34 protein-coding genes are annotated in these 22730 nt (G+C 48.2%); 1 reads left to right on the top strand and 33 read right to left on the bottom strand.

Features of this window, described 5'->3' with window-relative positions; translation table 11 throughout:
* The 30 genes from rpmJ to rpsL all read right to left on the bottom strand — a co-directional run.
* A partial coding sequence (gene rpmJ / locus HNQ47_RS07850; RefSeq protein ID WP_183326342.1) for a 50S ribosomal protein L36 occupies positions 1 to 95 on the bottom strand: 95 nt, incomplete at its 3' end.
* 126 nt (positions 96 to 221) lie between these two features.
* The gene (locus tag HNQ47_RS07845; RefSeq protein ID WP_183328840.1) at positions 222 to 872 is read right to left on the bottom strand and encodes an adenylate kinase; all 651 of its coding nucleotides are present in this window, start codon (positions 870 to 872) and stop codon (positions 222 to 224) included.
* Between the two features lie 9 nt (positions 873 to 881).
* Positions 882 to 2177 carry a preprotein translocase subunit SecY gene (secY, locus tag HNQ47_RS07840; protein ID WP_183328839.1) on the bottom strand — a complete coding sequence of 432 codons (1296 nt, stop codon included), beginning with the start codon at positions 2175 to 2177 and terminating at the stop codon, positions 882 to 884.
* 1 nt (position 2178) lies between these two features.
* Positions 2179 to 2616: a 50S ribosomal protein L15 gene (rplO, locus tag HNQ47_RS07835; RefSeq protein WP_183328838.1), complete on the bottom strand. Its 438-nt coding sequence runs from the start codon at positions 2614 to 2616 to the stop codon at positions 2179 to 2181.
* Between the two features lie 12 nt (positions 2617 to 2628).
* Positions 2629 to 3132, bottom strand: a complete 504-nt coding sequence (gene rpsE / locus HNQ47_RS07830) for a 30S ribosomal protein S5 (protein ID WP_183328847.1) — start codon at positions 3130 to 3132, stop codon at positions 2629 to 2631.
* Positions 3133 to 3149: 17 nt separating this feature from the next.
* A complete protein-coding gene (gene rplR / locus HNQ47_RS07825; RefSeq protein ID WP_183328837.1) occupies positions 3150 to 3506 on the bottom strand; it encodes a 50S ribosomal protein L18 in 357 nt (118 codons plus the stop codon).
* Positions 3507 to 3527: 21 nt separating this feature from the next.
* Positions 3528 to 4073 carry a 50S ribosomal protein L6 gene (rplF, locus tag HNQ47_RS07820; RefSeq protein ID WP_183328836.1) on the bottom strand — a complete coding sequence of 182 codons (546 nt, stop codon included), beginning with the start codon at positions 4071 to 4073 and terminating at the stop codon, positions 3528 to 3530.
* 15 nt (positions 4074 to 4088) lie between these two features.
* Positions 4089 to 4487, bottom strand: coding sequence for a 30S ribosomal protein S8 (rpsH, locus tag HNQ47_RS07815; RefSeq protein ID WP_183328835.1), 399 nt, complete (start codon positions 4485 to 4487; stop codon positions 4089 to 4091).
* Positions 4488 to 4500: 13 nt separating this feature from the next.
* Complete coding sequence (locus tag HNQ47_RS07810) at positions 4501 to 4686, bottom strand: type Z 30S ribosomal protein S14 (protein ID WP_183328834.1); 186 nt, start codon at positions 4684 to 4686, stop codon at positions 4501 to 4503.
* A gap of 12 nt (positions 4687 to 4698) precedes the next feature.
* The gene (gene rplE / locus HNQ47_RS07805) at positions 4699 to 5238 is read right to left on the bottom strand and encodes a 50S ribosomal protein L5 (protein ID WP_183328833.1); all 540 of its coding nucleotides are present in this window, start codon (positions 5236 to 5238) and stop codon (positions 4699 to 4701) included.
* 10 nt (positions 5239 to 5248) lie between these two features.
* Positions 5249 to 5557, bottom strand: coding sequence for a 50S ribosomal protein L24 (gene rplX, locus HNQ47_RS07800; RefSeq protein ID WP_183328832.1), 309 nt, complete (start codon positions 5555 to 5557; stop codon positions 5249 to 5251).
* Between the two features lie 12 nt (positions 5558 to 5569).
* Positions 5570 to 5938: a 50S ribosomal protein L14 gene (gene rplN / locus HNQ47_RS07795; protein ID WP_183328831.1), complete on the bottom strand. Its 369-nt coding sequence runs from the start codon at positions 5936 to 5938 to the stop codon at positions 5570 to 5572.
* Between the two features lie 19 nt (positions 5939 to 5957).
* Positions 5958 to 6215, bottom strand: a complete 258-nt coding sequence (rpsQ, locus tag HNQ47_RS07790) for a 30S ribosomal protein S17 (RefSeq protein ID WP_183328830.1) — start codon at positions 6213 to 6215, stop codon at positions 5958 to 5960.
* A gap of 12 nt (positions 6216 to 6227) precedes the next feature.
* On the bottom strand, positions 6228 to 6428 hold the full coding sequence (rpmC, locus tag HNQ47_RS07785) for a 50S ribosomal protein L29 (RefSeq protein ID WP_183328829.1): 201 nt from the start codon (positions 6426 to 6428) through the stop codon (positions 6228 to 6230).
* Complete coding sequence (gene rplP, locus HNQ47_RS07780; RefSeq protein WP_183328828.1) at positions 6428 to 6844, bottom strand: 50S ribosomal protein L16; 417 nt, start codon at positions 6842 to 6844, stop codon at positions 6428 to 6430. The genes rpmC and rplP overlap by 1 nt, the downstream gene beginning before the upstream one ends.
* The gene (gene rpsC, locus HNQ47_RS07775; protein ID WP_183328827.1) at positions 6844 to 7659 is read right to left on the bottom strand and encodes a 30S ribosomal protein S3; all 816 of its coding nucleotides are present in this window, start codon (positions 7657 to 7659) and stop codon (positions 6844 to 6846) included. Before rpsC ends, rplP begins: the two co-directional genes overlap by 1 nt.
* Before the next feature lie 10 nt (positions 7660 to 7669).
* On the bottom strand, positions 7670 to 8005 hold the full coding sequence (rplV, locus tag HNQ47_RS07770; RefSeq protein WP_183328826.1) for a 50S ribosomal protein L22: 336 nt from the start codon (positions 8003 to 8005) through the stop codon (positions 7670 to 7672).
* A gap of 17 nt (positions 8006 to 8022) precedes the next feature.
* Positions 8023 to 8295 carry a 30S ribosomal protein S19 gene (gene rpsS / locus HNQ47_RS07765; RefSeq protein WP_183328825.1) on the bottom strand — a complete coding sequence of 91 codons (273 nt, stop codon included), beginning with the start codon at positions 8293 to 8295 and terminating at the stop codon, positions 8023 to 8025.
* A gap of 19 nt (positions 8296 to 8314) precedes the next feature.
* Complete coding sequence (rplB, locus tag HNQ47_RS07760) at positions 8315 to 9148, bottom strand: 50S ribosomal protein L2 (protein WP_183328824.1); 834 nt, start codon at positions 9146 to 9148, stop codon at positions 8315 to 8317.
* 58 nt (positions 9149 to 9206) lie between these two features.
* On the bottom strand, positions 9207 to 9500 hold the full coding sequence (rplW, locus tag HNQ47_RS07755; protein WP_183328823.1) for a 50S ribosomal protein L23: 294 nt from the start codon (positions 9498 to 9500) through the stop codon (positions 9207 to 9209).
* Positions 9500 to 10129, bottom strand: coding sequence for a 50S ribosomal protein L4 (gene rplD / locus HNQ47_RS07750; RefSeq protein WP_183328822.1), 630 nt, complete (start codon positions 10127 to 10129; stop codon positions 9500 to 9502). The genes rplW and rplD overlap by 1 nt, the downstream gene beginning before the upstream one ends.
* Positions 10129 to 10815: a 50S ribosomal protein L3 gene (gene rplC / locus HNQ47_RS07745; protein ID WP_183328821.1), complete on the bottom strand. Its 687-nt coding sequence runs from the start codon at positions 10813 to 10815 to the stop codon at positions 10129 to 10131. Before rplC ends, rplD begins: the two co-directional genes overlap by 1 nt.
* Before the next feature lie 15 nt (positions 10816 to 10830).
* Complete coding sequence (rpsJ, locus tag HNQ47_RS07740) at positions 10831 to 11142, bottom strand: 30S ribosomal protein S10 (RefSeq protein WP_183328820.1); 312 nt, start codon at positions 11140 to 11142, stop codon at positions 10831 to 10833.
* Positions 11143 to 11318: 176 nt separating this feature from the next.
* The gene (locus HNQ47_RS10035) at positions 11319 to 11912 is read right to left on the bottom strand and encodes a hypothetical protein (RefSeq protein WP_221248075.1); all 594 of its coding nucleotides are present in this window, start codon (positions 11910 to 11912) and stop codon (positions 11319 to 11321) included.
* Positions 11909 to 13225, bottom strand: a complete 1317-nt coding sequence (locus tag HNQ47_RS07730; RefSeq protein WP_183328819.1) for a M18 family aminopeptidase — start codon at positions 13223 to 13225, stop codon at positions 11909 to 11911. The genes HNQ47_RS10035 and HNQ47_RS07730 overlap by 4 nt, the downstream gene beginning before the upstream one ends.
* Before the next feature lie 50 nt (positions 13226 to 13275).
* A complete protein-coding gene (locus tag HNQ47_RS07725) occupies positions 13276 to 14712 on the bottom strand; it encodes an APC family permease (protein ID WP_183328818.1) in 1437 nt (478 codons plus the stop codon).
* A gap of 404 nt (positions 14713 to 15116) precedes the next feature.
* The gene (gene tuf / locus HNQ47_RS07720) at positions 15117 to 16301 is read right to left on the bottom strand and encodes an elongation factor Tu (RefSeq protein WP_183328817.1); all 1185 of its coding nucleotides are present in this window, start codon (positions 16299 to 16301) and stop codon (positions 15117 to 15119) included.
* A gap of 81 nt (positions 16302 to 16382) precedes the next feature.
* A complete protein-coding gene (gene fusA / locus HNQ47_RS07715) occupies positions 16383 to 18473 on the bottom strand; it encodes an elongation factor G (RefSeq protein WP_183328816.1) in 2091 nt (696 codons plus the stop codon).
* 18 nt (positions 18474 to 18491) lie between these two features.
* On the bottom strand, positions 18492 to 18962 hold the full coding sequence (gene rpsG / locus HNQ47_RS07710; RefSeq protein ID WP_183328815.1) for a 30S ribosomal protein S7: 471 nt from the start codon (positions 18960 to 18962) through the stop codon (positions 18492 to 18494).
* A 25-nt stretch (positions 18963 to 18987) separates the two neighbouring features.
* Positions 18988 to 19401 (bottom strand): 30S ribosomal protein S12, encoded by a 414-nt coding sequence (rpsL, locus tag HNQ47_RS07705; protein WP_183328814.1) that lies wholly within the window; start codon positions 19399 to 19401, stop codon positions 18988 to 18990.
* A gap of 180 nt (positions 19402 to 19581) precedes the next feature.
* On the opposite strand from rpsL, the gene HNQ47_RS07700 reads away from it, so the two are divergent.
* Positions 19582 to 20391: an HAD family hydrolase gene (locus HNQ47_RS07700; protein WP_183328813.1), complete on the top strand. Its 810-nt coding sequence runs from the start codon at positions 19582 to 19584 to the stop codon at positions 20389 to 20391.
* 59 nt (positions 20392 to 20450) lie between these two features.
* Here HNQ47_RS07700 and phoU read toward each other — a convergent pair whose 3' ends face one another.
* Genes phoU through pstA form a run of 3 tightly spaced genes read right to left on the bottom strand, consistent with a single transcriptional unit; the run spans position 20451 to position 22728 of the window.
* Positions 20451 to 21074 carry a phosphate signaling complex protein PhoU gene (phoU, locus tag HNQ47_RS07695; protein ID WP_183328812.1) on the bottom strand — a complete coding sequence of 208 codons (624 nt, stop codon included), beginning with the start codon at positions 21072 to 21074 and terminating at the stop codon, positions 20451 to 20453.
* A gap of 5 nt (positions 21075 to 21079) precedes the next feature.
* Positions 21080 to 21838, bottom strand: a complete 759-nt coding sequence (pstB, locus tag HNQ47_RS07690; RefSeq protein ID WP_183328811.1) for a phosphate ABC transporter ATP-binding protein PstB — start codon at positions 21836 to 21838, stop codon at positions 21080 to 21082.
* Entirely contained in the window at positions 21835 to 22728 is an 894-nt protein-coding gene (gene pstA / locus HNQ47_RS07685) for a phosphate ABC transporter permease PstA (RefSeq protein WP_183328810.1), read from the bottom strand. The genes pstB and pstA overlap by 4 nt, the downstream gene beginning before the upstream one ends.
* Positions 22729 to 22730 lie beyond the last annotated feature (2 nt).

The following is a 22730-nucleotide window of genomic DNA, read 5'->3' as shown; positions in this document are numbered from 1 at the left end:
TGCTTCGGGTTCTCACAGATCACCATGACTCTTCCCTTGCGTCGAATCACACGACACTTATCGCACATCGGTTTTACGGATGGTCTTACTTTCATATTCTTATCCTTTCCGTCCACGTATTTTATGCCCTTCTAAAATGCGTATGCATCCATGCGGATTTTAGCAGAAACGTGGTCAATAAAATAAACGCAGTAAATGCGCTTATATATTATAAGCGCAATTTACTTGTTTTTCAAGGTTTCTTTGATCGTGCTCCAGATCTCTTCCTGCGACTTCGACGCATCGATATGAGAGACGATTCCCTTGTCATCATAATATGCAATGACGGGTGCGGTATTCTTTGCATATTCATCCAAACGAACCTTCAGGCTCGCTTCGTTATCGTCCTTGCGCTGCGACAATTCATGACCGCAGACATCGCAGACATTTTCTTTCTTCGGCGGCTTGTAATAGATATTGTAGATTTCTCCGCAGTTTTTACAAGTCCGGCGGCCGGTGATCCGGCGTGTCAGTTCCTCAAACGGAATATCCATCGCGATCACACGATCGACCGCAAGATCCGTACCCTTTGTCAGTTCTTCGAATGCTTTGGCCTGATCCAATGTACGCGGATACCCATCCAGCAGATAGCCGTTTTTCTTATCCGCTAAATTCATCAGATAGTCCTTCACCATGTTATTGGTGATCTCATCCGGAACCAACAGACCTTTTTCGGTATATTCCTTGGCCTTCAAGCCCAGCGGTGTACCGCCCGCGATATTGGCGCGGAAGATATCACCGGTGGAAATGTGATTCAAATTAAATTCTTCTTTGATTCGGCTCGATACAGTTCCTTTGCCGGAACCTGGAGCACCCATAATAAAGATGTTCATATGCTCTCCTTATGACTCACGATAATAGCCTTTATACGATTTCTGCGTGATCAAACCTTGTACCTGACGAATGGTTTCGATCGCAACACCGACAACGATGATCATTCCGGTGCCGCCCAAAGCCATGCTCGAAGGCAGATCCGGCCAAATCAGCGGCATGACATGCGGCATGACCGCGATGATGGCCAAAGAAACAGAGCCCAATACCGTGATGCGGGAAAGCACGCGGTTGACATATTCCTTCGTTTCCGTTCCCGGACGGATACCTGGAATATAGGATCCGGATTTGCCAAGGTTCTCAGCCACTTTCTCCGGGTCGATCTGCATCTTCGTATAGAAGAATGTAAAAAACAAAATCAATACAACATAAATAGCTAAAGAGTACCAAGTACTCAATCCCAACCAATCCTGAACTTTGTTTAAGAACTCAGTCTTGTCAAAGAAATTCGCAACTTGCAGCGGCGCCATCATGATCGACGATGCGAAGATGACTGGAATGACGCTGGCCGAGTTGACCTTTAACGGTAAATAGTTGGATTTAGTGCGTTTACTTAATTCGATCGAGCTTGATGTGCTTTGGATCGGAATACGGCGTTCTGCCGTATTGATCAAAGTAACAAATACAATGATCAGTAAGTAAACAACGATGTAGGCGACAAACAACCATTTTCCGTTTGTAACATCGGAACTTTGTACCAAGGATTCCCATGCCGAAGAAATCTGACGCGGCAGGCGTCCGACAATTCCGGCCATGATGACCATGGAGATACCATTTCCGATTCCTTTTAAGGAAATCTGGTCACCGATCCAAACCAGGAACAAGCTGCCGGCAGTAAAGATCGTCGCAATGTATAAAATCGTGCTCCAATTCGTACCGTTGACCAACAACGTCGGATATTCTTTGGAGAATCCGTAAACGAATGAGATCGACTGTACGAATGCAAAGACAACTGCCAGATAACGAGTATACTTGTCTAGTTTTTTTCGGCCCATCACACCGCCTTTGGCCAGTTCCGTCAGGGACGGAATGACATCCATGCTCAATAACTGAATGATGATGGATGCGGTGATGTACGGCGTAACACCCAGCGAAAAGACAGAGAACTGTTCCAGTCCGCCGCCGCCGAGCATGTTGATCATCTCAAACAGTGAGTTATCACTTATACCGGCTACCAGATCGGTTGTATCGACACCGGGCACTGTAATAGCTGAACCCAATCGATACACAAGAAAGGCAAAGAGCGTAAACAAAATTCGATTACGAATGTCTTTGTTTACTATCATTGCCTTGATACTTGCGAACATATTAGATTACCTCAGCCGTTCCGCCTACTTTTTCAATTGCTTCTTTTGCAGATTTCGAGAACTTCTTCGCCTGCACGACCAAACGTTTGTTCAGTTCGCCGTTGCCCAGGATCTTCAAGCCGGACATTGGTTTGTCAACGACTTTATCCTGCATCAGCAGATCGATATTAACAACTGTTCCCTCATCATAACGATTCAATGTTTCCACATTGACGATTGCATATTCTTTGCGGTTGAAATTGGTGAAGCCGCGCTTCGGCAGACGACGTGCCAAAGTTGTCTGGCCGCCCTCAAAACCTAAACGGGTTCCGCCGCCGCTTCTTGATTTCTGTCCTTTTTGACCGCGGCCGGAAGTTTTTCCGTTTCCGCTTCCCGGACCGCGTCCGACACGGTTGCGGGCTGTACGTGATGCGGTTGACTTCATTTCATGTAATTTCATGTCAAAACCTCCTTATCCACGAATCTCTTGCGGTTTCTTTCCGCGAATTTCCGCTACCTGTTCGATCGTACGCAAATTCTGAAGACCATTGACCGTTGCACGAACGACGTTGATCTTCGTACGGGATCCTAAGCATTTTGTCAGGATATCCGTGATGCCTGCCAGCTCGATGACTGCACGCGCTGCACCGCCGGCAATAACACCAGTACCTTCTGCAGCCGGGCGCAGCAGCACTTCACCGGCACCATAACGGCCGATAATTTCATGCGGAATTGTCGTACCGACAACCGGTACACGGAATACGTTCTTCGTTGCGTTATCAACAGCTTTATGGATAGCATCCGGTACTTCGTTTGCTTTTCCGGTGCCCATGCCGACACGGCCTTTGCGGTCACCGACAACGACCAAAGCAGCAAAACGGAAACGGCGTCCGCCTTTGACTACTTTTGTAACACGGTTGATGGCGACAACTTGTTCTTCGAATTCTTTTTGTTCTCTTCTAGGTTTTCTGTCCATTGCCATTGTGCGCCCTCCTAAAATTCCAGGCCGGCTTCACGAGCGGCCTCTGCTAAAGCTTTGACACGACCTTGGTATACGTAACCGCCGCGGTCGAATACCACTTTCTTGATATCTTTGGCCAGCGCACGTTTTGCGATTTCCGCACCGACAGCACGGGCTGCCTCGACGTTGCCGCCGTTTTCTAATTTCATATCCAGACTGGAAGCGCTGACCAGCGTGTTGCCATGAACATCATCGATGATCTGCACTTCAATGTTTGCGTTACTTCTGAAAACATCCATACGTGGGCATTCAGGAGTACCGCTGATTTTTGTACGAACGCGCTTATGACGACGAATGCGTTCTGCGTTGCGTGATTTCTTGTTAACCATACTGTTTGATCTCCTTTCCCACTATTTCTTACCAGCTGTCTTGCCTTCCTTACGGCGGATATGCTCATCTTTATAACGGACACCCTTGCCCTTGTAAGGTTCCGGCTTACGAACAGCACGAACTTCAGCAGCGAACTGTCCGACCAGCTGCTTATCGATGCCTTCAATGTGAACAGTTGTAGCGCTGTCGCATTTTACATCCACACCTTCCGGAATTTCAACGTCGATCTGGTGAGAAAAACCAACGTTCATCGTCAGTTTCTTTCCTTTGACTGCCGCCCGGAATCCGATACCGACCAGTTCCAGGTCTTTAGCGTATCCTTGCGAAACACCGACGACCATGTTATTGATCAGCGCACGAGTAGTACCGTGCAGCTGTTTCGTAGCTTTTGCGTCATTCGGACGTTTTACTGTGACTACACCATCTGCGACCTGAATTTCCATCAAGTCGGAGAACTTGCGAGTTAAAGTTCCTTTAGGTCCTTTAACAGTCACCTCATTCCCATCTGCTACGTCCACAGACACTTTTTCGGGAATGGTAATCAGTTTATTACCGATACGTGACATGAATCTTTCCTCCTATTACCAGATGTAAGCGAGCACTTCACCGCCCAGGTGTGCTTTTCTCGCTTCACGATCTGTCATTAAACCTTTACTTGTTGAAATAATTGCGATACCCAATCCGTTCAGTACACGCGGCAGCTCGTTGGCTTTCGCATATACACGCAGACCTGGTTTGGAAATACGGCGCAGTCCGGAAATGACCTTCGTACCGTCTTCCATATATTTCAGATCGATCGTCAAAGTCTTCTTGACACCGTCGCCTTCGACTTTGTAATCGTTGATGAATCCTTCTTCTTTCAGAATATTCGCAATACTTTTCTTTTCTTTGCTGCTTGGCATACTGACCGTTTCATGTTTCTGCTGCAGTGCATTACGAACGCGAGTCAGCATATCCGCAATCGGATCATTCATATTCATTGCGCATGCCTCCTTACCAACTTGCCTTCTTTACACCCGGAATTTCGCCCTTGTAAGCTAATTCACGGAAGCAAATACGACAAATTTTATATTTTCTGATAACGGCGTGCGGACGGCCACAACGCTCGCAGCGAGTATATTCGCGTACTTTGAATTTCTGAGGACGCTGTTGTTTATTGATCATTGATTTCTTTGCCATACTGCATTCCTCCTACTTTCTGAAAGGCATTCCCATGTATTTCAGCAATGCCTTTGCTTCGTCATTCGTCTTAGCCGTTGTTACGATCACGATATCCATACCGCGGGAACGGTTGACTTTATCGAAATCGATTTCCGGGAAGATGACCTGTTCACGGATACCTAATGTATAGTTGCCGCGGCCGTCAAAGCTGGTATCGCTGACACCGCGGAAGTCACGCACACGCGGCAGCGAGATGTTGAACAGTTTATCGATGAATTCATACATCTTCTCCTGGCGCAGCGTAACTTTGCATCCGATCGGCATTCCTTCACGGACCTTAAAGTTGGCGATGGATTTCTTCGCTTTCGTGATGACCGGCGCCTGACCTGTGATCTGTGCCAGTTCCTCGACTGCCTCATCCATCAGTTTTGCGTTCTGAATAGCGTCGCCGACACCGATGTTCACAACAACTTTTTCGATCTTCGGAACTTCCATGATCGACGTATAGTTGAAGTCTTTCATCAGCTGAGGGACAATTTCATTTTTATACTTCTCTTGTAAACGATTCATAACTGCCCTCCTACTTTACCTCGGCGCCGGTCTTCTTATAGACGCGGACTTTCTTGCCGTCACGGACTTCCATTTTGATACGGGAAGCCACTTTTGCTTTTTCATCATATAACATCACGTTCGAGACGTGAATTTTTGCTTCTTTTTCGATGATGCCGCCATCCGGATCCTGCTGGGTCGGGCGCAGGTGTTTTTTCACCATATTGACGCCCTCGACAATGACTTTGTCTTCCTTCGGGAATGCTTCCTTGACTTCACCGATTGTGCCTTTGTAAGCACCGCTGATTACTTTTACTTTATCACCTTTTTTGATTCTCACCTGGCACACCTCCTACAATACTTCCGGAGCCAGAGAAACGATCTTCATATAACCGCCGTCACGCAGTTCACGTGCGACTGGTCCGAAAATACGCGTTCCTCGCGGCGTCTTGTCATCTTTGATCAATACAACGGCATTGTCATCGAAGCGGATGTATGTACCGTTGCTGCGGCGCAGTCCGTATTTCGTGCGGACGATGACGCCTTTCACTACATCACCTTTTTTAACGGCTCCGCCGGGAGCAGCCTGCTTAACTGTGCAGACGACGACGTCACCGACATTAGCGAATTTTCTTACACTGCCGCCCAAGCATCGGATGACCAGAACTTCTTTGGCACCGGTGTTATCGGCGACGTGCAAACGACTTTCATTTTGAATCATGTTCCGTCTCCTCCCAGTTCTACATACGAGCCTTTTCGACGATACGAACTAAGCGGAAACGCTTGGTAGCGGACAGCGGACGTGTTTCCATGATTTCCACACGGTCGCCGACATGGGCTTCGTTCTTTTCGTCATGAGCTTTAAATTTCTTAGAATATTCGACACGTTTTCCGTATAACGGATGTGTTTTTTTCGTTTCTACCTTTACCGTGATCGTTTTGTCCATGCTGTCGGATACGACAGTTCCACGGTATACCTTACGAGCATTTCTTTCCATCAAACAGTCCTCCTATTCTTGAGAGGCGCTGGCGCGCTCAGTCAATACAGTCTTAATACGGGCAATCGATTTTTTCACGGTCTTTAAACGAGCAGTGTTCTCCAACTGTCCGGTTGCTTGCTGGAAACGAAGGTTAAATAATTCATCTTTCAAAGAATTGATTTCTGCGTTCAATTCTTCGTTGGACTTTTCGCGAATTTCTTTTGCAGTCATTATTCCACTTCTCCTTTTCTAGCAAATCTTGTCTTCACCGGCAGTTTATTCGCAGCCAGACGCAATGCCTCGCGTGCTACTTCTTCCGGAACATCAGCGATCTCGAATAATACACGGCCAGGCTGCACAACGGCGACCCAACCTTCCGGAGCACCTTTACCGGAACCCATGCGGACTTCCAGCGGTTTCTTCGTACGAGCCATATGCGGGAAGATACGGATCCAGACACGGCCGCCACGTTTCATATAACGCGTCATGGCAACACGGGCTGCCTCGATCTGACGGTTGCTGATATAGTTACCAGTTTCGGCAACCAGTCCATATTCACCAAACTCGATCGTACGTCCTGCCTTGCTGCGGCCTTCGTAGCTCAGACGATGCGGACGGCGATATTTGGTTCTCTTCGGCATCAACATTATTCGTTACCCCCTTTGTTTTCCGCACTTTGCGGTTTTGCTTGTGCGTTACGCGGAGCACGATTGTTCTGACGACGGTCGTTGCGGCGGTTACGGCGGTTGCGGCGCGGACGCTGTTTCGGTGCTTCCGGCTCTTTGACCATTTCGCCCGGCAGAACTTCACCGCGGCAGATCCAGACTTTGACACCTAAGCGGCCGTACTGGGTTGCTGCTTCTTCTACAGCATAGTCGATATCACTGCGTAATGTATGCAGCGGCACAACGCCTTCCGAATAACCTTCGGTACGGGCCATATCGGCGCCGCCCAGACGTCCGGAAACGCTGGTTTTGATTCCCTTGGCACCCGAACGCATCGTATTCTGGATGGCTCTTTTCTGGGTGGCACGGAAACTCTTACGTGCTTCCAATTCATTGGCGATCCAACGGGCAACCAAACGTGCATCCAGGTTCGGGTTAGCGATCTCGACGACGTTGATCTGTACGTTCTTCGCCTTGGTCATTTTTTCGATTTCTTTTTTCAGTCCTTCGATGGACTTACCTTCCTGGCCGATCACAACGCCCGGATGTCCGGTACGGATGATGATCGTCAGACGGTTTTTGCTGCGCTCGATCTCAATGCGGGAGATCTGGGCATCGGCGCGACGTTTGTCGGCAGCATTTTGTGCAAGTTTTTTGTAGTAAGCTTCGATATGTTCACGGATCTTGACGTCTTCCATCAAGGTATCGCCGAAGTCTTTATCGTCTGCATACCATCTGGATTCCCAGTTGCGGATGACGCCGACACGCATTCCGATCGGATTAACTTTCTGTCCCATAACTGACCTCCTACTCCTTCTCAGCCACGACGACCGTGATGTGGCTGGTACGTTTATGAATCGGGCTTGCACTACCCTTCGCACGCGGCATATAGCGCTTCAAAGTGATGCCCTCATCTGCCCAGCATGCTTTTACATATAAGTTGCTTTCATCTAAATCTTCGTTGTTCACGGCGTTGGAAATTGCCGAATGCAGGACCTTGCCTACCAGGTATCCGCCTTTGTTCGGAGTGAACTTGCAGATTGCTTCGGCTTCTTCCACATCCTTGCCACGAATCAAGTCAAGAACAAGTCTTACTTTACGAGGCTGAACGCGAAGTGTTTTTGCGCTTGCTTTTACTTCCATTTCAATATCCTCCCTGATTAAGCTTTCTTGTCATCCGATCCGTGACCGGTGTAACGGCGGGTCGGCACGAATTCTCCTAATTTATGTCCGACCATATCTTCTGTCACATATACCGGAACGTGTTCTTTTCCGTTGTAAACTGCGAATGTGTGTTCAACAAAGGAAGGGAAAATTGTAGAACGACGACTCCAAGTTTTAATGACTTCTTTTTTGTTTGCGGCATTCAAGGCTTCAACTTTCTTCATTAAGTGTTCATCACAGAAAGGACCTTTTTTCAAACTACGACTCATCTTTTTCCTACCTCCTTGTCTACTTACCGTTGCGGCGACGCATGATGTACTTGTCGCTCTGTTTCTTCGTCTTACGTGTCTTCACACCCAAGGCTTTCTTGCCCCATGGTGTCATTGGGCTCTTACGTCCGATCGGCGCACGTCCTTCACCACCGCCATGCGGGTGATCGTTCGGGTTCATGACCGAACCACGTACGGTAGGACGGATGCCTCTCCAGCGATTGCGGCCGGCTTTACCATAGTTGACCAGGCTGTAATCACCGTTGCCGACAACACCGACAGTTGCACGGCAGTTGCCCATCACCTTGCGGACTTCGCCGGAAGTCAGACGCAAAATGACATATTTTCCTTCGTTACCCAGGATCTGAGCAGAAGTACCGGCGCTGCGGGCCATCTGGCCGCCTTTGCCCGGTTTCAATTCCACGTTGTGCACGAACGTACCTTCCGGAATGTTCTGCAGTTCCATCGCATTTCCGACACGGATATCTACTTCCGGACCGGAAACGACGGTCATGCCGACTTTCAGATCAGCCGGCGCCAGGATGTAGCGCTTTTCGCCGTCTGCATAATGCAGCAGGGCGATGTTGGCAGTACGGTTCGGGTCGTATTCAATGGTTGCGACCTTTGCCGGTACACCATCTTTATTTCGCTTGAAATCAATAATTCTGTATTTTTGTTTATGGCCTCCGCCTTGATGACGGGTCGTGATGCGTCCGTTGTTGTTGCGGCCGCCTTTGGACGTTTTCGGAGCCAGCAGGCTCTTTTCCGGCTTGTCAGTCGTGATTTCTTCAAATGTCAGACTGGTCATACCGCGGCGTCCAGGTGTAGTCGGTTTATACTTTTTGATTGGCATAACCTTTATTTTCCTCCTTATCGCAATATTTATTCAGGAAATAGCGTCTTCTCCCTGATTATTCTTCGTCGCCGAACAAAGCGATGGAATCGCCTTCGGCTAATTTTACAATGGCCTTCTTCACAGCCTTGGTTTTGCCCATGTAGCGTCCGCGGCGGATGTTGACCGACTTCAAATTGCTGATGTTTACTTTCACAACCTTTACATTGAAGATCGACTCAATTGCTTTTGCCACTTCAACCTTGTTCGTATCCTTGCGGACCTCGAACGTGTATTTATTATCATCTGCCATGATCTTCATCGTACGTTCGGTGATGATCGGGCGGATAATGATATCTCTGTAGTCTCTCATTATGCCAGCGCCTCCTCAACTTCTTTTACGGCAGCTGCGGTCATGACAACTTTGTTGGCGTTGACCAGGTCAAATACATTGACTGCCTTGCTGGTTAACATCTTTGTACCCGGGATGTTGCGTGCCGACAAATATGCATTGGCTGCATCTTCTTCTTCAGCGACAACGAACAATGTCTTTGCCGGTGCATTGATGGCATCCATGATGGATACAAATTCTTTTGTTTTCGGCTGTGCCAATTCGAATTTATCAACGACCGTAAAGGCAGTTTCTGCAACCTTCTCGCTCAGTGCAGATTTCAATGCCAGACGGCGGATCTTCTTATTGACACGGTAGTGATAATCACGCGGAACAACGCCGAAGACCGTTCCGCCGCCGCGGTACTGCGGTGCACGAATGGATCCCTGACGGGCACGGCCGGTTCCTTTTTGACGGTACGGCTTACGTCCGCCGCCGCGAACTTCCGAGCGGGTCTTCGTTTTTGCCGTTCCCTGACGTTTGCCGGCTGCCTGCATGACCAATACATCATACATTGCCTGCTGATGCGGTTCGATGCCGAATACATCATCGTTCAATTCAATCGAATCGACTACGGCACCGGTTTGATTGATAACATCGATCTTCGCCATTATTGAGCCTCCTTAGTATAGTCGACCAAAGTGACCGGCTGAGAATTGCCTTTCGAAGTTTTCGCAGTACGGATCATGACCATACCTTTCTTCGGTCCCGGAACATTTCCTTTGATCAATACATAGTTCTGTTCAGCATCGACCTTGATCACGGTCAAGTTCTGAGCTGTTGTACGATAGCCGCCTTCCTGGCCGGCCATGATCGTACCTTTCATGATACGTCCCTGACGGGAAGTAATACCATTGGTAGCCAAGGAACCGATATGACGGATGTTCTTGGAACCACCGTGGCTTCTCGGGCCCTGGTGTGCGTTGTTGCGCACGATCGTACCCTGATATCCTTTGCCTTTGGAAGTACCGATGACATCAACGGTTTCGCCGGCTTCAAAGATATCTACCTTGACCAGATCACCGACGTTGACATCCATATCGGCATCACGTACCTCACGGATGAAACGTTTCGGGCTGGTGTTTGCTTTTTTACAATGACCAACGTTGGCCTTTGTCGTGTTCTTTTCCTTTACTTCTTCGAATCCCAGCTGTACAGCATTGTATCCGTCCGTTTCGGTTGTCTTCTTTTGAAGTACAACATTCGGAGTCGCTTCAATGACTGTGACCGGGATCAGTTCGCCGTCTTCAGTGAAGACCTGCGTCATTCCCAATTTTCTTCCTAATAGACCTTTCATTTTCAGACACCTCCATTAAAGTTTAATTTCGATGTCGACACCACTAGGAAGATCCAATCTCTGCAGCGAATCAATGGTTTCCTTGGTTGGCGCAACGATCTCAATCAAACGCTTATGCGTACGAATTTCGAATTGTTCACGGGAATCTTTGTATTTGTGAACAGCTCGCAGAATAGTTACGACTTGTTTTTCTGTCGGCAGCGGAACCGGACCTACAACTTTTTTTGCTCCGTGTTTCGTCGCTGCTTCGACGATCTTTTTAGCACTGTCATCCAAGATGCGGTGCTCATACGCCTTTAAGCGAATTCTCATTGTGTTGTTTGCCATGTTAACTCCTTTCGTTTATTCTAGATAAACATGCTCCATGCGAATTACCTGACGCCACCCATGACAACGCTTTTCAGTGGGTCAGCAACCTCGCACTTCATCACAGTGCGGCGCTATTTTACCATAATCCCTTTATGGATGCAACCTGTTTTTTCATAAAAAAGCGCCGTCCGGCGCTAAAAACTTTTCATGATTTTCTCAAGTTTTTTCTTCTGGACCACAAACGCGATCAGCAGGATCACCAGCGTAAAATCCATATACGGCGGAAAAGCGATCTTCAGTAAACCGCAGCCGATCAACGCCAGAATATCCAACGTTCGGAACCAGTCGACTTCCGTATAACCGCGTACGATGCGATATTTCACGTGCAGATTGCGCACCAGCAGCACCAATGCCACCGATCCGACGATCGCATCGACCCAAAATTTTACGACATAATCATTCCGGATGACGGCAGCCAGGAAAAAAATAAACAGCGTCGCCATCATGATGATCATGATGCCGGAAATTGTAAAGGTGTTGCGGTCATCCCGCATCGTCTGTTCTTTGATCTTGCCGAATGCATCGGTCTTGGTCCAGGAGCGGATCCCCTTGCGGATGTTCGCTTTGCGGCGCAGCTCTGGATTTTCCATATAATATTTCACCAGCATATTCTTTTTCGCGCCGCACGCGTTCATCGCATCGATCGTATCCAGAATATTTTTTGTCTGGGCATCCTCACCGACGATCAGCGTCGGATCGAGCCATTGATATCCTTTTTCTTTGCTCATTCGAAATCAACAGCGGCTGCTTCATCAATGTGCAGATCAGCATTGAAGTAAGCGGTCAAAGCATCGATGGCATAGTCGGTATCAGCAATGCCGGCGGTTTCATAGCTGGAGTGCATCGCTAACTGCGGCAGTCCGATGTCCACCGCATGGACACTGACCTGCGTATTGGATAAGTTGCCCAAAGTCGAGCCGCCGGCCATGTCACTGCGGTTGGCAAATGTCTGCACCGGTACGCCCGCCTTTTTACAAATATAGGTGAACAGACCGCGGCTGAACGCATCCGTCGTATATTTCTGATTGGCCGCTTCCTTGATGACCGGTCCTTTGTTCATCATGGCATAGTTGACCGCATCGGTCTTGTCGCCATGATTCGGATGTACGGCATGCGCATTGTCGCAGCTGACCAGGAACGATTTGGAGACGGCTTGATAATATGCATCTTCGTCTTTTCCCAATGCACCGTTGATCCGTGTCAGTACATCGTGCAGGAAGGTCGACATCGCCCCTTGTTTTGTGTTGGAGCCGACTTCTTCATTGTCAAAGCAGCAGTATACATTGACCCCGTGCGTGTTTTTCGCATTCAGGAATCCTTTTAATGAAACGAAGGCACATTGCAGATCATCCAGTTTCGGCGATGAAACGAATTCATCCTTATATCCCCAGATCGACGGAGCCTGACGGTTGACCAAGAAGAGATCCTTGGCCAGGATCTGATCCGGCTGCACGCCCAGTTCTTCGGCGACCATCTTATCGAAATCGCCCTTCTTCAGTGCACCGGTCGAGAACAGCGGGCACAGATCGGTTTTGTGGTTAAACGCATAGCCGTCGTTGACACCGCGGTTCATATGGATGCACAGGCTCGGAATGATCAGGATATCCTTATCAATATAGAGCAGTTTGGTTTCCATACGTGTGCCGTTTTGTACCAGGACACGTCCGGCGATGCTCAGCGGACGGTCCAGCCATGTGTAATCGATCATGCCGCCGTAACCTTCTACATCCAGACGCAGATATTCATTCGGTCCGGTCAGTTCCGGGACGCTTTTGACTTTGAATGTCGGCGAATCGGAATGTGCAGCGCTCATCTGGAAATGGTAGTTGTCCAGCTCAGCACCAACCGTAAAGGCAATGATGCTGGAGTGATTGCGGATGGTGTAATATTTTCCGCCTTTTTCCAGTGCCCAGCGGCTGCCTTCCGGCAGATACGTGAATCCGGCTTGTTCCAGTTCTGTGCGTACGGTCTTGACCGTGTGGAACATGCTCGGGCTGGATTGAATAAAGTCCAGCAGTTCTTGAGATGTTTGTTTGTTCATATTTTCCTCCTAAAAAGAAAGAGAAACCTTGCGGTTTCTCTTTTGTTGACTTAAGCCGCTTCTCTTTCGTCCTGACGTTTGCGGATCATCGGCATGATCACACCCAAAGCAACCAATACCACCGGCGTGATGACATTCAGCGCCATGGTCTTGGCATCCGGGGAGTACATACCCATGATACAGCAAGCAAGTGTCAAAATGAAGCAGAACCATCCGAAGAAAGTAGCCAAGCCTTGTTTCTTCGTGAACTGATACGCACGCGGGAATTTCGAACTTTGGCGGCGTAACATAATATATGCAAAGAATCCCCACAAATAACGGAACGGCATGCAGACAGAGTTCAGCTTGTTCAGCTGAGCCAGGACACCGGCAGCACCCGGCATCGCGATCTGTACCAGAATGATCGCACCGGATAAAATGATGACCATCCAGATACCATTAATATAAGCTCCGTATTTGTTTTGTTTCAGCAGCTGTTTCGGCACATACTCACGAGCGTTCGGGTCATCCAGCAGCATACGCAGCGGCGCATCAATGGAAACGACCAGTGTCGAGAACTGTCCGATAGCGTTGCATGCGGCATAGATGATCATCAGTGCATTGCCGATTCCATAATACTGTCCTAATTTTTCAAAGGCCCAGTAAGCACCGTTGGCAATGTAAGAAGTCTGGCTTTCAGCACTTGCGAAGACGACTTTCGGATCGAACATCATACCCATGGCAATGGTACCGAAGATCGCGCAGACCATGACCATCACAGCGGCGAAGATCATGCTCTTCGGGAATTCCTTCGAAGCATCGCCTTCCATCTTGTTGACGTACGGAGAAATCTTTTCGATACCGCCGACCGCAAATACCAAGATGGACAAGTTCGTGAAGTATGTGATATCGAAGGTCGGGATCATCTTATCAAGACTGAAGTCCAGCGCAACGTATCCGCCGTTTGGATTGATTGCCGGTGCGGCAAACATCATGATGATGTACAGAATACTCATGACAAACATACTGCTTCCTGCTATCGTAGCCAGTTTTTTCAGCGGGTTCAGGCCGCGGCTTGCTACCCAGCAGAAGAACAGGAAGACAGCCAATGTTGCCAGCTGTACATAACGTGTCGGGAACGAATCATAAGTTTCCGCGTTCTGGAAGACCATCCAGCTCAGGGCTTTCAGTCCGCCGGAACCTTTTGAAGCAATATACGTAACGTGGCATGCCCAGTACGTCCATCCGGCATAGTATGCCAGCTTTGAGCCTGTCGTTTCCTGTACCCAGGAGGTAACACCTCCGCCTAAGTCTTTGAAGGCCGATCCTAATTCACCGACCATCAATGCATACGGGACAAAGTACAGCAGGAACATCCAGATCCAAGAGAAGATGACCTGGGTTCCGTTGAAATACATGTATCCGTTCGCGACGTTTCCGAATCCCCACAGAGTCGAAAAGCACATGAACGCAAGCATGTACCATTTGATTTTCTTTTCAGAATCCATGATTTTTACTATAACTCCTTTTCTCTCTCATCTTGAACATGTAAAGTAAACAAATAAATGCGTGCTGCTGATTATGGGCACTTGTTTTCTTCCAATATTCAAGTAACAGAACTATTATTTCACATGTAAACTGCTTTTTCCAATTTCATTTCTTTCAATAATTTACGTTTCGTTTTCATGCTTTCATGTAAATATGTAACTTATTGTAAAATAAAAAATTGTTTGATGCGAGCTTAAATACTTCTATTGATGAATTTTTATGACTGAAAATACACAAACTGCCAAGAGGATCTCCATCCTATTCCAATGGAATGCAGACTAGCTAATCCCATCTTTTTATATTTAAATTTTATTCAGTATCAAAAAAAGAGCTGCATTTCTGCAGCTCTTGGAAATCAGAATGATTATTCCATGATTTCGGTAACGTTTCCGGCTCCGACAGTGTGTCCACCTTCACGGATAGAGAAACGAGTACCGTTTTCGATAGCGATCGGCGCGATCAATTCTACGAACATATCAACGTTGTCGCCCGGCATAACCATATCTACGCCTTCCGGCAGAGTGATGACACCAGTAACATCCGTTGTACGGAAGTAGAACTGCGGACGATAGTTGGAAACGAACGGTGTATGTCGTCCGCCTTCATCTTTTGTCAGAACGTAAACTCTGGCTTTGAATTTTGTGTGCGGATGAACCGTACCTGGTTTTGCCAATACCTGACCACGCTGGATCTCATTACGTGCGATACCACGTAACAATGCACCAATGTTGTCGCCGGCTTCGGCAACGTCCAATGTCTTGTGGAACATTTCCAAACCAGTGATGACCGTTTTCTGAGTCGGTTTGATTCCGACGATTTCAACTTCATCATTCAAATGAGCCTGTCCACGCTCAACACGGCCGGTTGCTACAGTACCACGTCCGGAGATGGTCATAACGTCTTCGACTGCCATCAGGAACGGTTTATCGATATCACGAACCGGATCCGGGATCCAAGTATCAACTGCGTCCATCAGATCATAGATCGACTGAACAGCTTCTGGATCGCCTTCCAATGCTTTCAATGCAGAACCGCGGATGATCGGTGTGTTGTCACCGTCGAAGTCATATTCGTTCAGCAGTTCGCGGATTTCCATTTCTACCAGGTCGATCAATTCTTCATCATCAACCATATCGCACTTGTTCAGGTAAACAACGATGTACGGAACGCCTACCTGACGAGCCAGCAGGATGTGCTCACGAGTCTGCGGCATCGGGCCATCCGAAGCAGCGACAACCAGGATCGCACCATCCATCTGAGCGGCACCAGTGATCATGTTCTTTACATAATCGGCGTGGCCCGGGCAGTCAACGTGTGCATAGTGACGTTTTTCTGTCTGGTACTCAACGTGTGCGGTATTGATGGTGATACCACGTTCTTTTTCTTCCGGTGCACCATCGATTTCATCATAAGCTTCGGCTTTTGCCAAACCTTTTTCGGATAATACTTTAGTGATAGCGGCCGTCAGCGTTGTTTTACCATGGTCAACGTGGCCGATGGTTCCAATATTAACATGAACCTTACTTCTGTCAAATTTTTCCTTAGCCATTGCTAAATCCTCCTATTGTTGTTTTTTATATACACAAATTAATTTTAATTCATTGACCGATTAAAAGTCAATGATGATTTATTACTTCGCGTTTTCTTCGATGATCTTTGCAGCGATGCTCTTCGGTACTTCTTCGTAATGATCAAATTTCATCGAGAAGTTGCCGCGGCCCTGTGTGAAACTGCGCAGATCGGTTACATAACCGAACATCTCAGCCAGTGGGATATTCGCACGAACGATGGTTGCGTTGCCGCGTTCTTCCTGTTCGGTGATCGAACCGCGGCGGCTGGAAACATCGCCCATGACGCTTCCTAAATATTCACTTGGTGCCGTGATTTCCACGAACATGATCGGCTCCAGCAGAACCGGATCGCACTTCTTGGCTGCTTCACGCAGTGCCATGCTGGCAGCGATCTTATATGCCATTTCACTGGAATCGACATCGTGACTGGATCCATCGAACAAGGTTGCTTTTACATCGATGACCGGATAACCGGCGATCATACCGTTCTTCAATGCATCTTCCAAACCTTCCTGGGTCGGTTTGATGTATTCACGCGGTACACTGCCGCCGACGACCGCATCAACGAATTCAAAGCCTTTGCCTTCATTCGGTTCGAACTTGATCCAAACGTGACCATACTGACCGCGGCCGCCGGACTGACGAATGTATTTACCTTCGCATTCAGCAGCTTTGCGGATCGTCTCACGATAAGCAACCTGCGGTTTACCAATATTTGCTTCCACTTTGAACTCACGGCGCAGACGGTCGACGATGATATCCAGGTGCAGCTCACCGACACCGGCGATGATCGTCTGTCCGGTTTCCTCGTTCGTATATGTTTTGAACGTCGGGTCTTCTTCAGCCAGCTTTGACAATGCCAGACCCATCTTATCCTGGTCTGCCTTTGTCTTCGGCTCCAAAGACATCTCAATAACCGGTTCTGGGAATTCCATGGATTCCAGGATGATCGGATTCTTTTCATCGCACAGCGTATCACCGGTCGTCGTTACTTTTAAACCAACGGCAGCGGCAATATCACCGGCATAAACCTGATCGATCTCACGGCGGGCATTCGCGTGCATCTGTACGATACGTCCGAAACGCTCTCGTTTATCCTTCGTTGAGTTCAGTACATAACTTCCGGCCTCAGCCGTTCCTGAGTAAACACGGAAGAAAGATAATTTTCCGACATATGGATCGGTAGCGATCTTAAATGCCAGGGCAGAGAACGGTTCATCATCGCTTGGATGACGGAATTCTTCTTCGCCGTCCAGCGTCGTACCCTTGATCGAAGGAACGTCGACCGGACTTGGCAGATAATCAACAACTGCATCCAGAACCATCTGGACACCTTTGTTTTTATAGGCAGATCCGCACAATACCGGGAAGAAATCACCTTTACATACGGCAACACGCAGAACACGTTTGATATCCGCAATGCTTGGCTCTTCTCCTTCCAGGACCTGCATCATGAAATCCTCATCGTAATCAGCCAGATATTCCAGCAATTTCATACGATAGTCTTCCATCATTTCTTTCAGATCATCCGGTACCGGGATCTCCGTAACGATCCGTCCGTAATCTCCGCTGAATGTATATGCTTTACGCTCAATAATGTCTACTAATCCTTCAAACGTATTCTCGGCACCGATCGGCAATTGGATCGGGCAGGACTTTGCGCCCAAACGATCGATGATCGTGTTGCAGGACATGATAAAGTCAGCACCCGTCGCATCCATCTTATTGACGAAAACGATTCGCGGTACGCCGTAAGTCGTCGCCTGACGCCATACGGTTTCCGTCTGCGGTTCCACACCGGCTTTGGCATCCAGTACCGTAACGGCACCATCTAAGACCCGCAGCGAACGTTCTACTTCGACCGTGAAGTCTACGTGGCCCGGTGTATCGATGATGTTGATCCGGCATTCCTCACCGGTTCCGTCCTGTTTCTTCCAGTGGCAAGTTGTTGCCGCAGAAGTAATGGTGATACCACGCTCTTGTTCCTGCGCCATCCAGTCCATGGTGCTGGCACCATCGTGCGTTTCGCCGATTTTGTGGTTTACACCTGAATAGTAAAGAATACGTTCAGTGGTTGTTGTTTTACCGGCATCGATGTGCGCCATGATACCGATATTACGAGTATTCTGTAAACTATATTCTCTAGGCATAGCTGCCAATCTCCTTTCCTACCAACGGTAGTGAGCAAAAGCCTTGTTTGCTTCCGCCATTCTGTGCGTGTCTTCACGCTTCTTGACACTGGCTCCGGTACCGTTGGAAGCATCGATGATTTCCGCTGCCAACCGCTGTTCCATTGTCTTTTCATTTCTCAGACGCGCATAGTTGACGATCCAACGCAGGCCCAATGTCAGACGACGCTCGTCGCTGACTTCGACCGGCACCTGATAATTGGCTCCGCCCACTCGTCTAACTTTCAATTCCAACTGAGGCATGACGTTTTCCAACGCTTGTTCGAAAACTTCCATCGGCGGTTTTCCCGTCTTGACCTCTACGATATCAAATGCATTGTACAAGATTTTCTGCGCGACACCTTTTTTACCATCAATCATGATTTTGTTGATCAAACGAGTAACCAACTTCGAGTTGTAAATAGGGTCTACTTGTACATCACGCTTTGCGATGTGTCCTTTTCTAGGCATTCCTGTTTCCTCCTCTCACGACTGACTAGTTCTTTGGTTTCTTCGTTCCGTATAATGAACGTCCTTGTTTACGATCCGTCACACCGGCGCAGTCCAACGTACCGCGGATGATGTGGTAACGAACACCTGGCAGGTCTTTGACACGGCCGCCGCGGATCAATACCACGCTATGCTCCTGCAAGTTATGTCCGATACCCGGAATGTAGGCTGTGACCTCCATACCGTTGCTCAGACGAACACGGGCATATTTACGCAGAGCCGAGTTTGGCTTCTTCGGCGTCATCGTACCGACACGCGTGCAGACACCACGCTTCTGCGGACTGTTTACCGCTGTCGGGCGGGACTGCAGTGAGTTATAACCACGATTCAACGCAGGTGATTTTGACTTTGCTTTGCTGTCCTTGCGGGCATTGTGGATCAACTGGTTAATTGTAGGCATTATTGGCTCTCCTTTCATTCAAAATAAGCACACGTTTCCGGGTGGGTCTTTATTACCCGATTTAAAAAGGCTACAAAAGCCCAAACCGCATGCAAGATTAATTTACTCGGAATAAAAACTTTTGTCAATTCTTTTTTCAGATTTTTGTTATAATGTCAATGAATGAGAGGAAAATAAATCATGAAGCATAAAATCGTATTCTTTGATATGGATGGTACCTTGTATCAAACCGAGAACGACGTCATTCAAGAATCTACTTTAGAAACGATCGATACACTGCGCAAAAAAGGCTATATGGTCTGCGCAGCGACCGGCCGTCCGCTCAACCAGATGAAACTGATCCTGCAGCGCGTGCAGTTCGACTTCTACGTACTGATCAACGGCAGCTTCGTCCTGGACGGTGATTTCAATGAATTGGAAGCCAATCCGATCCCCCGCCAATACTGCGATGAACTGGTCGAGCTGTGCAAGGAACACAATTTTGGTCTAGGCTTTCATTTCGGCGACGCATCCTACATTTATAATAATTTTTATCCAATGTATGACTTCTGCAAATACGCCAACGTCCTGGACTCCCTGTTCTATGATCCAAGCCAGTCATTCCACCGCCGCCACCGCGCATTCAATGCTTTCCTCATCTGCAAAGACAAGCGCACCATCGATAATTTTATCGAAGAGCATCCGGCCCTGCGCGCGGATCTGATCAATGTCAAGACCGATGGCTTCGGTTTTGATATCTTCAACGCCAACAATGACAAAGCGGTCGGCATTGAATCGCTGCTGCATGACATCGGTGCCACCTGGGAAGAAACCATCTGTTTCGGTGACAGCACCAACGATATCCGCATGCTGGAGAAAGCCGGCATCGGAGTCGCGATGGGAGGCGCCACAGACTACGTCAAAAGCTTTGCCGACTTCTCCACCACATCGGTATACGATGACGGTATCGCCAACGCTTTCAAAAAGATCTTTGCCGAAGAAGAGAAATAGGCCGGACACCGGCCTTTTTTTTCATGCAAAAACTTCCCTGCCGCAGCAGGGAAGTCCGTTTAATGTTCTCCAGTGATCGAGTATTCCACCCACTCGGCAACATTGGTAGCATGATCGCCGATGCGCTCGTAATATTTGGCGATCATCAAAATTTCCAGCGCCGTTTCCTGCTCGATATTCGCCTTGACACTGCGATGAATGACCTCAAACAACTCATCTACTTTATCATCCATGCCCAATACTTTCTTTGCCTGTGCCAGATCACTCTTCACATACGACATGACGCTTTCGTGCACCATTTCCATGGTCACCTGCGCCATTTCCTGCATCGGCACTTTCTTGACATCCTCGCTTAAATTCGGATGTTTCCGGATGATGTCTGCAATATCGAAAGCTTGGTCCCCGATCCGTTCCAGATCCGTGATCATTTTCAGGGCCGACGATACTTCCCGCAGATCGGTCGCTACCGGCTGCTGGAGTAGCAGCAAGTTCATGCAGTCACGTTCGATCTGACGTTCCTGACGGTTGATCGAAGACTCTAATCGTTCGATATCATCCAGGATATCTGTATCATTCTGGATCAATGCCTGATACGTTTCATGAATGATCTTCTCACATGTATTGCCCATTTCGATCAAACTATCATGCAGCTTTAATAATTCTCTTTGATAAGCATCTCTCATGTTTTTTAACCAAACCTTCCTGTAATATAACGCTCCGTGCGCGGATCGCTTGGATTGGCGAACAACTGCGCCGTCGGTCCATATTCAACCATTTCACCCAGCAGGAAGAACGCTGTACGATCGGAAATACGTGCTGCCTGCTGCATATTATGCGTTACCATGATGATCGTATAATCTTTTTTCAGCTCTACTGCAAGATCCTCGATCTTTGAAGTCGAAATCGGATCCAGCGCACTGGTCGGCTCATCCATCAACAAGACATCCGGATTGACAGCCAGCGCCCGGGCAATGCACAAACGCTGCTGCTGTCCGCCGGATAAACCCAGCGCACTTTTATTCAGCCGGTCTTTCAGCTCATCCCAGATCGCTGCCTGACGCAGTGAACGTTCGACGATCTGATCGAGCTGGGCTTTCTTTTTGATGCCGAAGATCCGCGGTCCGTACGCAACGTTGTCGTATACGCTTTTCGGAAACGGGTTCGGCTGCTGGAATACCATACCAACTGTATGACGCAGCGCAATACCGTCCATATCTTTATAAATATCTGTACCGTCCATCTTGATCGTGCCGTCTACTCTCGCACTTTCTTCAAAATCCTGCATCCGGTTCAACGTTTTCAAGAACGTCGATTTACCGCATCCGGACGGTCCGATAAACGCCGTTATCTCATTCTCCATAATATCCATGTTCACATTTTTCAGTGCATGGAAATCCCCGTAATGCAAATTGACATTACGAATCTCAAACTTTACCTTCTCACTCATCGTTTCTTTCCTCCCGAAACCTGTCCGGCATTCTTCGCCTGAATATGACGCGACAATGCGTTTGCCAAAATACTAAACGCTAAAACCAGCACCATCAGCACGGCTGATGAAACATTTGCCAGATCCTGATTCTGTCCGTTTACCTGTAAGTTCCAGATCTGAATGGACAATGTCTCTGCCGGACGCATGACATTCCATGGATTGACTGCACTGTGGATGTTCGTCGATGCCCAATACAAACGGCTTCCGGAACCAGCTGTATACAGCAGGGCAGCGGCTTCACCAAAACCACGCCCGGCAGCCAGGATGACACCTGTCATGATCCGCGGCAGACAAGCCGGCAGCAGCACATGATACACGGACTGCCACTTGGTGGCACCCATGCCCAGACTGCCCTGTAAATATCCGGACGGCAGACCTTTGATCGCATCTTCGGTCGTCGTTGTGATCAGCGGCAGCGTGATGATCGAAATCGACAAGGCACCGGCCAGCAGACTGCGGTCCATGCCCAAAACGATCAAGAACACCAGATAACCGAACAAGCCGACAACGATCGACGGCAGTGAAGACAAGGTCTCAATACACATCCGCAGGAATTTCGTAAATCGTCCTGGTTTGGCATACATCGCCAGATAAATTCCCGCAAAAACTCCAATCGGCACACAGACCAATAAAGAGATAAATACAAGGTAAATCGTATTAAACAACTGATTGCCAATATCGTCATAACCCGTAAAGCCGAACATGCTTGGTTTGGCACTCATAATACCGCGGATAATCACATATCCGGCAAAACCAAACAGCAGCAGGAAGAACATTGCCGCAATAATACAGAAAATCACAGTAGCAATTTTATCCGCCCGTTTAGCGGAAGCGATCCGTTTATCCATGA

This window comes from Catenisphaera adipataccumulans (assembly GCF_014202755.1).
In the GTDB taxonomy this organism is placed as follows: domain Bacteria; phylum Bacillota_I; class Bacilli_A; order Erysipelotrichales; family Erysipelotrichaceae; genus Catenisphaera; species Catenisphaera adipataccumulans.
This window is presented reverse-complemented; position numbering and strand designations above follow the sequence as displayed.